We start from the raw sequence: 1,909 nt of genomic DNA on the forward strand, positions 1-1,909 counted from the left end.
CCGGCATAGCGCACGGTAAGCGACGGCCGCGGCCGGGTTGACGCCAGTTCGACGCGCACCGCACCGAAACGGGCGTCCACGTGGTGGGCCAGCAGCAGCACCGACCCGCCCGTCGGCTCGCCGGGGATGCCGCGCTGCTCGATGTCCCACCCCGCCGGCTCGGTGCGGCCGGCCTCCCAGACCTTGAAGCGGTAGGTGGACGGCGCCGTCAGGTTATTGCCCGACTGGATTTGGAGCTTGAAGGTGTAGGTTGTGTTGACCTTCAGCGTGCGGGCGCTGGAGCCAAGCTCGCGGCCCAGATGGCCGAGCATCTGGAGGCCCTCAGTGTACACGTCGCCCTGCCGCCGCCAGCGGTACCAGGCCAGTGCGCCCAGTCGCCGCCAGCCGGTCAGGGGTGTCTTGCCGTCGCCGTCGTCGTAGTGGCCCGCCCAGCGCACCATGATACCCACGCCCGGCCCGTTGCTGGGGGCCAGATAGCCGCTCTCGTCGATGCCGAAGAAGGTGACGGGCACGGTGACGGTGTAGTCGCGCCAGGATAGGTCGCCCAGGGCGATCAGGCGGTCGAAATCGAGCACCGTCGGCCGCACACCGCCGCTCTGGAGCGTCCAATGCCCGTCCACCACCTGGCCCACGTCGTCAATGCGCGACGCGCCGGCCCAGTCGTAGACGTAGGTTCCCGACGGCCAGTTCAGCGCGCCGCCCTGGTAGTTGACCGTCACGTTGATCGTCCGCGCGCCGCCGGCGCTGTCGGTGGCCGTGATCGCCACCTGGTTGGCCCCCGACCGCAGGTCGGTGTAGTCCAGTTCGATGTTGAAATCGCCGGCCAGCGCCAGGCGCTCGTCGTCCGGCCCAACCGTTAGCGGGCGCGACGGGCCGCCGTTGAGCCTGTAGCTAAGCCCGGTCAGCGGCGCGGCCGAGGTTACGTTGCCGAGGATGTTGACCCACTTTTGCGGATCGCCCCGATGGCCGACGCGCTGCGTCTGGCCATACCAGACATTAATGGCGGGCGCGTCGCCGGCAGCCGGGGCTTGCGGCGCGCCGGCCGGTTGCGCCGGGACAAGCACCGGCGGCTCAGCCGGCGCGCCTCCCTCCAGGGGTGGCATGGACGAGTCGGACGGATCGCCGGGGACGGCGACCATCTGCGCCGCGACGCCGGCCACGAACAGCAGCGGCAAAACCGCCGACATAAAAAGGAGCAGCGCCCGACGCGCTGCCCCATCAATAGCAGGTTGAATACGCATCCGTGTTCCTCTTGCCCGCCGGAAGCTCCCGCCGCGGGTCAGCCATTTTTAGCGGCAGACGCGCGGATGCGCAAGGGGCCAAATTACCTAAGCTTGCTGGCGTCGAGACCGGCGGTCGCCCCCTCCCCGTAGGGGGAGCAGATTACGCAGATTTTTCGGAGCAATAGGCGTAATCGGCAGATCATTCTTCTTCCCTACACCAACTCTAGTGGCCGCAGGCCGGCCTCGATGGAGCGCCGGTATGGCTCCAGGAAGGGCGGCAGGGCCAGCCGCTCCCCGAGCGTCTCCAGGCTCTCATCGGTGGCGAAGCCGGGGCCGTCCGTCGCCAGCTCGAAGAGGATGCCGTTGGAGATGCGGAAGTAGAGCGACTTGAAGTAGTAGCGGTCGACCATCCCGGATGTGCGCAGGCCAAACCGGCCCAGCCGGTCATCCCAGGCGTGCAAGGCATCCTCGTCGGGGATGCGGAAGGCGACGTGGTGCACGCCGCCCCCGCCTAGCCGGGCGCGGCGCTCCTCCGGTTGGACGATCACCTGCACTTCCTTGCCCGGCCCGCCGCCGTCCATGCCGAAGCGGATGGCCTCCTCCCCGGCGTTGTCGGGCGCCGGCTGGCGGCCGGTCTCCTCGAAGCCGAGAATCTGCGTCAGAATCTCGGCGATGGGGCTGAGGCG

1 protein-coding gene and 1 pseudogene are annotated in these 1,909 nt (G+C 69.0%); both read right to left on the bottom strand.

What is annotated here, in order from left to right; genetic code table 11:
- Window positions 1–1,241, bottom strand: a pseudogene (locus ACE3UY_RS21005) (hypothetical protein); the annotation flags it as partial.
- A 194-nt stretch (window positions 1,242–1,435) separates the two neighbouring features.
- A partial coding sequence (locus ACE3UY_RS21010; protein ID WP_374689433.1) for a VOC family protein occupies window positions 1,436–1,909 on the bottom strand: 474 nt, incomplete at its 5' end.

The organism is Promineifilum sp. (SeqCode), from assembly GCF_041918635.1.
Classification (GTDB): Bacteria; Chloroflexota; Anaerolineae; order Promineifilales; family Promineifilaceae; genus Promineifilum.